The sequence below is a fragment of the Frankia sp. CcWB2 genome, from assembly GCF_977927585.1.
The window spans coordinates 8,042-13,029 of sequence record NZ_CDWRCM010000135.1 but is presented as its reverse complement, the minus strand read 5'-3'; the positions used below and the strand labels follow the sequence as shown (position 1 = coordinate 13,029).

At 71.2% G+C, this 4,988-nt stretch carries 6 protein-coding genes and 1 tRNA gene; 2 read left to right on the top strand and 5 right to left on the bottom strand.

Annotated features, from left to right (window positions below; translation table 11 throughout):
• The 3 genes from ACY45C_RS14620 to ACY45C_RS14610 all read right to left on the bottom strand — a co-directional run.
• Nucleotides 1-1,159, bottom strand: a 1,159-nt coding sequence (locus ACY45C_RS14620; protein ID WP_462188154.1) for a PP2C family protein-serine/threonine phosphatase, incomplete at its 3' end; no start/stop codon positions are given.
• A complete protein-coding gene (locus ACY45C_RS14615) occupies nt 1,156-1,653 on the bottom strand; it encodes an FHA domain-containing protein FhaB/FipA (RefSeq protein ID WP_462188153.1) in 498 nt (165 codons plus the stop codon). The genes ACY45C_RS14615 and ACY45C_RS14620, both read right to left, overlap by 4 nt.
• Before the next feature lie 6 nt (nt 1,654-1,659).
• Nucleotides 1,660-2,946, bottom strand: a complete 1,287-nt coding sequence (locus ACY45C_RS14610; RefSeq protein WP_462188152.1) for an FhaA domain-containing protein — start codon at nt 2,944-2,946, stop codon at nt 1,660-1,662.
• A 159-nt stretch (nt 2,947-3,105) separates the two neighbouring features.
• On the opposite strand from ACY45C_RS14610, the gene ACY45C_RS14605 reads away from it, so the two are divergent.
• A tRNA-Leu gene (locus ACY45C_RS14605) sits at nt 3,106-3,188 on the top strand.
• Nucleotides 3,189-3,432: 244 nt separating this feature from the next.
• Here the strand turns inward: ACY45C_RS14605 and purS are convergent.
• Nucleotides 3,433-3,717 carry a phosphoribosylformylglycinamidine synthase subunit PurS gene (purS, locus tag ACY45C_RS14600; RefSeq protein WP_462188151.1) on the bottom strand — a complete coding sequence of 95 codons (285 nt, stop codon included), beginning with the start codon at nt 3,715-3,717 and terminating at the stop codon, nt 3,433-3,435.
• A gap of 133 nt (nt 3,718-3,850) precedes the next feature.
• Here purS and ACY45C_RS14595 point away from each other — a divergent pair, with 133 nt between their 5' ends.
• Complete coding sequence (locus tag ACY45C_RS14595; protein WP_462188150.1) at nt 3,851-4,492, top strand: HAD family hydrolase; 642 nt, start codon at nt 3,851-3,853, stop codon at nt 4,490-4,492.
• A 66-nt stretch (nt 4,493-4,558) separates the two neighbouring features.
• On the opposite strand, the gene ACY45C_RS14590 is transcribed toward ACY45C_RS14595, so the two are convergent.
• The gene (locus ACY45C_RS14590) at nt 4,559-4,942 is read right to left on the bottom strand and encodes a hypothetical protein (protein WP_462188149.1); all 384 of its coding nucleotides are present in this window, start codon (nt 4,940-4,942) and stop codon (nt 4,559-4,561) included.
• Nucleotides 4,943-4,988 lie beyond the last annotated feature (46 nt).

Sequence of the window (4,988 nt, the reverse complement as noted above, 5' to 3'; positions counted from 1 at the left end):
CCGCACCCTCCGACAGTAGCTGGCGCGGGGAGAGCACCACCGAGGACAGCGGAATGCCCTTCACGCCCTGGAAGAGGGCGACGTGTTCATCGTCGACGCCGACATAATACTGCCCGCGCACGTAGGTCCACCCGGCCGCAGCACCGGCCACGATGAGCAAGAACACCACGGTGGAGACGAACAGGACCCGCCGGCCGGAGCGTCGTCCTCCGGATCCTTCCGGGTCGGAGTCGTCGCCATCGTCGTCGTCGCCGCGATCGCTGGCCTGTGCCTGGCGGTCCCGCCGGTGGAAGCCCGGCCGACCGATACGGGCGGCCTTCGCCGCCGCGGACTCGTGGTCGGGGTACTGGGGATTCGGCCCGCTGCGGGCCGGCGACGCCCCGGGGACCGCCCGCTTCTCAGCCGCCGCGCCGGCCACGAGAGGATAAGGCTCCGCCTCGCCGTGGTCCTCCTCGATGTCGGCGACCACGACGGTGATGTTGTCCGGGCCACCGCCCTTGAGGGCCAGGTCGACCAGCTGGTCAACCGCCTCCTGTGGGGTGGGCAGCAGCAGCGTCTCGAGGATCGTCTCCTCGCTTACCACCCCCGACAGACCGTCGGTGCACAGCAAGTAGCGGTCTCCCGCGATCGCCTGGCGCACGGAGAGGTCGGGCTCGACCTCCCGACCGTCGAGCGCCCGCATCAGCAGCGAGCGCTGCGGGTGGGTGTTCGCCTGCTCGAGGGTGATCCGACCCTGGTCCACGAGATCCTGCACCAGGGTGTGATCGTGGGTGACCTGGCTGAGGACGCCGTCGCGCAGCAGGTAGGCCCGGGAATCGCCGACGTGCAGCACCCCGAGCATGTCACCGGAGGAGAGCACGGCGGTCACCGTGGTGCCCATGCCGTCCAGCGCGCTGTTCTCCAGCGACATCTCGCGCAGCTGCCGATTGGCGTCCCGGACGGCCTCGTTCAGCTCCGTCACGAGATCGTCGCTGTCGATCGCGTCGTCGAGACCCGCCAGGCGGGAGATCACCGTCGAGCTGGCGACCTCCCCCGCAGCATGACCACCCATGCCGTCGGCTACCGCCAGCAGGCGGAGCCCGGCATAGGCCGAATCTTCGTTTCCTTCCCGCACGTGCCCGACATCCGAGCGGACGGCGAAGTGAAGCCTGAGGCTCACCGGTGGAGCTCCAGGACCGTCTTCCCGATCCTGACCGGCGCGCCGAGAGGTACCGGCATGGGACTGGTCACCTTCGTACGGTTGAGGAATGTGCCATTGGTCGAGCCCAGGTCCTCCACGAACCACTGCCCGTCGTGGGGCACGAGTCTCGCATGCCGCCCGGATGCGAAGTCATCCTCGAGGACCAGGGTCGAGTCCTGTGCCCGTCCGATGGTGACAGGTGCCGTTCCTAGCGGGATCGTTGTGCCGGTCAAGGGACCTTTGGTCACCACGAGTTTGCTAGGTGTCTGTGGCTTGCGTGGAGGTTGGGGCGGGGTGCGCGGCGGCGTCGGCCGGACCATGGGGGGCGGCTCGCGCCGCTGCTGACGCTTGGTGGGGCCGAACATATCCAGCCGGACGGCGCGCACGGCGACCAGAACGAATCCCCAGAGGAGGGCAAGGAATCCGATCTTGACAACCAGCAGTACGAGTTCGCTGGGCTCGGTGGGGTCCATCGGGCGCTACCAGCCTCGATCCGATCTGGGTCGGTCACGTCGACCATCCCCGCCGGGAGGCTCCGCGGCGGCGCGGCCGGGGAGGTCCGTGTCGGCGTCGTACACGTCGTCGAGGGATTCGAGCCCATCGGACGGCGAACCGGAGCCGGGCCGGCGGCCGGGATTGCTCGGCTCGCGGTAGGGGTCGGCGCGCCGTGCAGGGTCGGATCGCCGAGGAGCGTCGTCGCGTCCCCCACGCCCGTCACGGGGATCACGGTGATAGGGGTCACGACCGCCGCGGTCGCGCGGCTGGTCGTAGCCGTGATCCCGTTCCGGTGTCCGGTCTCGGTACGGGTCCATCCGGTTCTGGTATGGATCGTCCCGGTACCCCGGCACACCGCGCCGATCACGATCGGCGTACGGGTCGACGCGGCCGGCGCGGGGCGACGAGCCGCGCCGGTACGGGTCGTCCGGGGCGGGCGTGGGACGGCGGTCCGGCGGGATGGTCTCCCGGCCCCCGGCCTGGGCCGGCGGAGGTGTCCCACGGGCGCCCGCGCGCGCCGGGCCATTCCCCCGTCCGTCCTCGCGACGAAAGATGATCGTCGCGGCACCGAGTTCGATCTTGTCCCCGTTGACCAGCTTGACCTGCGTCGCCGCGCGACCGTTGACCAGGCTGCCGTTGGTGGACCCGGCGTCGACGTAGAGGAACTGCCCGTCGGGAAGCCGGTGTATCTCGCCGTGGCGACGAGATACACCGGTGTCGTTCAGGCGGATGTCGCACTCGACGCTGCGGCCGATCACGGTCGTCTCGGCGTCCAAGGGATACTCCCGTTCCCCTCCGCCCGCGGGCCCTCCCGGGGCCTTCGTGGTGATGACGAGGTGCGGGGTGCCGGGAGCGCCCGGTCGGGGAGGGCGTGCGCGCCGTCCAGTCACCGCTCCCGGGTCCGCGGCGGCCACGCTGCTGCGGATCCGGAAGACGCCGACATCGAGATCGGTGGCCTCGGACATCCGCACGGACACCGGGCCGACGAAGGTGTAGCGATGCTCGGCCGCATGCTCGCGGACCATCTCGGCGAGCTCGTCGCACAGTGCCCGGTCGTAGGGGGAGAGCCGGGCGAAGTCGCCGCCGGCGAGCTCGACGGCGAACTCGTTGGGCACCAGCACCCGGTTCGAACTGACCGCCCGCCGATCGTCGGTTTCCCGGGCCAACGCGCTGGCGATCTCGACGGGCTCGACTCCGCCCTTGAACACCTTCGCGAACGCACCCTCGACGAGGCCGCCCAGGCGCCGTTCGAAGCGTTGTAGCACGCCCATGCTCGACCTCCCTTCTCCCGGTCTGTGAGATCGTATGCCCCCGAGCGCGGACGTCCCACGGCTCGGCAGCTTGACATGTTCGCGACGGGCCCGACCCCCCTCCGTGAAGGACATCTCCGGCGTGGTAGCGTGTCGTCTGGTCGAGAGATAGTCCCACTCGGGCGAGTGGCGGAATGGCAGACGCGCACGGTTCAGGTCCGTGTGTCCTAGCGGACGTGGGGGTTCAACTCCCCCCTCGCCCACGCAAGTCCCTGGCGGCGCGTGCTGCGCCGTTGGGGACTTTCGTCATGCTGACCGGGGGGCCGAGCCCCCCAAACCCCCTCGTTGCGCCTTCGGCGCCGCCTTGGCTGGGTGGGTGGTTGGGGCCGTCGGCGTTGTTGCGGAGTGCCGGGGGCCGAGCCCCCCCGAACTCCCCACGAGTCCTTGGCGGCGTGTGCTGCGCCGTTGGGTGGGGCGCGGGCGTCCCCTCTCCGGCAGCGGAGAGGCTCAGCCGGCGGGGCTGCCCACCGACGGCGGGGAGGCGTCCTCGATGCGCACCGCGTAGTCCTCGATCACCGGATTGGCCAGCAGGGTTGAGGCCAGGTGCTCGACCCGGGCCAGGACCGCGCCGTCGAGGTCCGTGCCCTCCTCCAGCTCCAGCTCGAAACGCTTGCCCTGGCGGACCCCAACGACGCCACTCACGCCGAGGCGCGGCAGCGCAGCGAGCACCGCCTGCCCCTGCGGGTCGAGAATCTCCGGCTTGAGCATCACATCCACCACAACCCTGGTCACACCCGCGGACACTACCGGTCGAGCGGCGTATGAGCCGGATCTCGCCCGTCCGGGGCGTACAGATCGTACAGATCTGGTAGGCGATCTCGGATAATGCGGGCTTCCCGGGGAACACGGCCCTTAAGCTTGGCCGGTGTCGTTCTGGCGGGCGCCCGTCCCGGTCGTCGGGTTCGATCTCGATCTGACCCTGTTGGATGCCCGGCCCGGGATCCGGGCGACCTTCGCCGTCCTGTCCGCTGGGACCGGGGTGGCGGTGGACGTCGAGACGGTCGTCGCCCGGCTTGGCCCGCCGCTGGAGACGGAGCTCACCCACTGGTTCCCGCCGGCCGATGTCACGGCCGTGGCGGCCCGCTACCGCGAGCTCTATACGGTCCACGCGGTGCCGGCGTCGCTGCCGATGCCGGCCGCGGTAGCCGCGGTGGAGGCGGTGCGGCGGCTCGCCGGCCGGGTGGTGGTCGTCACCGCGAAGAGCACGGCACTGGCCCGGGCGAGTCTGGACCGGATCGGCATCACCGCCGACGTGGTGGAGGGAGCCCGGTTCGCGCAGGCGAAGGGCGAGGCACTGCGCGCCCACCGCGTGGACATCTTCGTCGGTGACCACGTCGGCGACATGGTCGGCGCCCCCGACGGCGACGCTCTCGCCGTCGGGGTCGCCACCGGGCCCTGCTCGGCCGCTGATCTGCTCTCCGCCGGCGCCGACGTCGTCCTCCCCCGGCTGGCTGACTTCCCGCCCTGGCTGGTCGACGAGGCCCGGCGCCGACGACAGCAGGGCTGACGCCGCGACGCGGTCGACGCGGTCGGCCCGGCCGGGGCCCGCACCCCCGGCCGTGAGATCAAGGAACTATCGGGAACGGGTGACGGGGTCTGTCCGCGGACCGGTGCCGTCCCCGGGGTGGTCGCCGTCCCCGGGGGCCCCGTGGTCGGGCGGATGTGGGTTGTTCACGTAGAGATCGGGATCGCTCTCCTCGGGAATCCGGGATCGGGCGGCGGCGAGAACCCCCACCAGCGCCACGGCGAACCCGATGGTCAGTCCGCCGCTGGCGACGGCGTTCAGCCAGATCGGCAGATTCTCGGCGCCCAGGAAGAAGGGGATCACCGCCGCCACCGTAGCGACCAGACCGGTTCCGAAGAGCACGGCCCCGACCCGGACCAGCCGATCCGCCCAGGTCACCGGCGGCGGGGTCCCGACCGGAGCCGTGGCCTCGTTTACCGCACCGTCGGCCACGGGTCCGGCCCTGCCCGGACGAGGGTTTCGCCGACACGTGCGACAG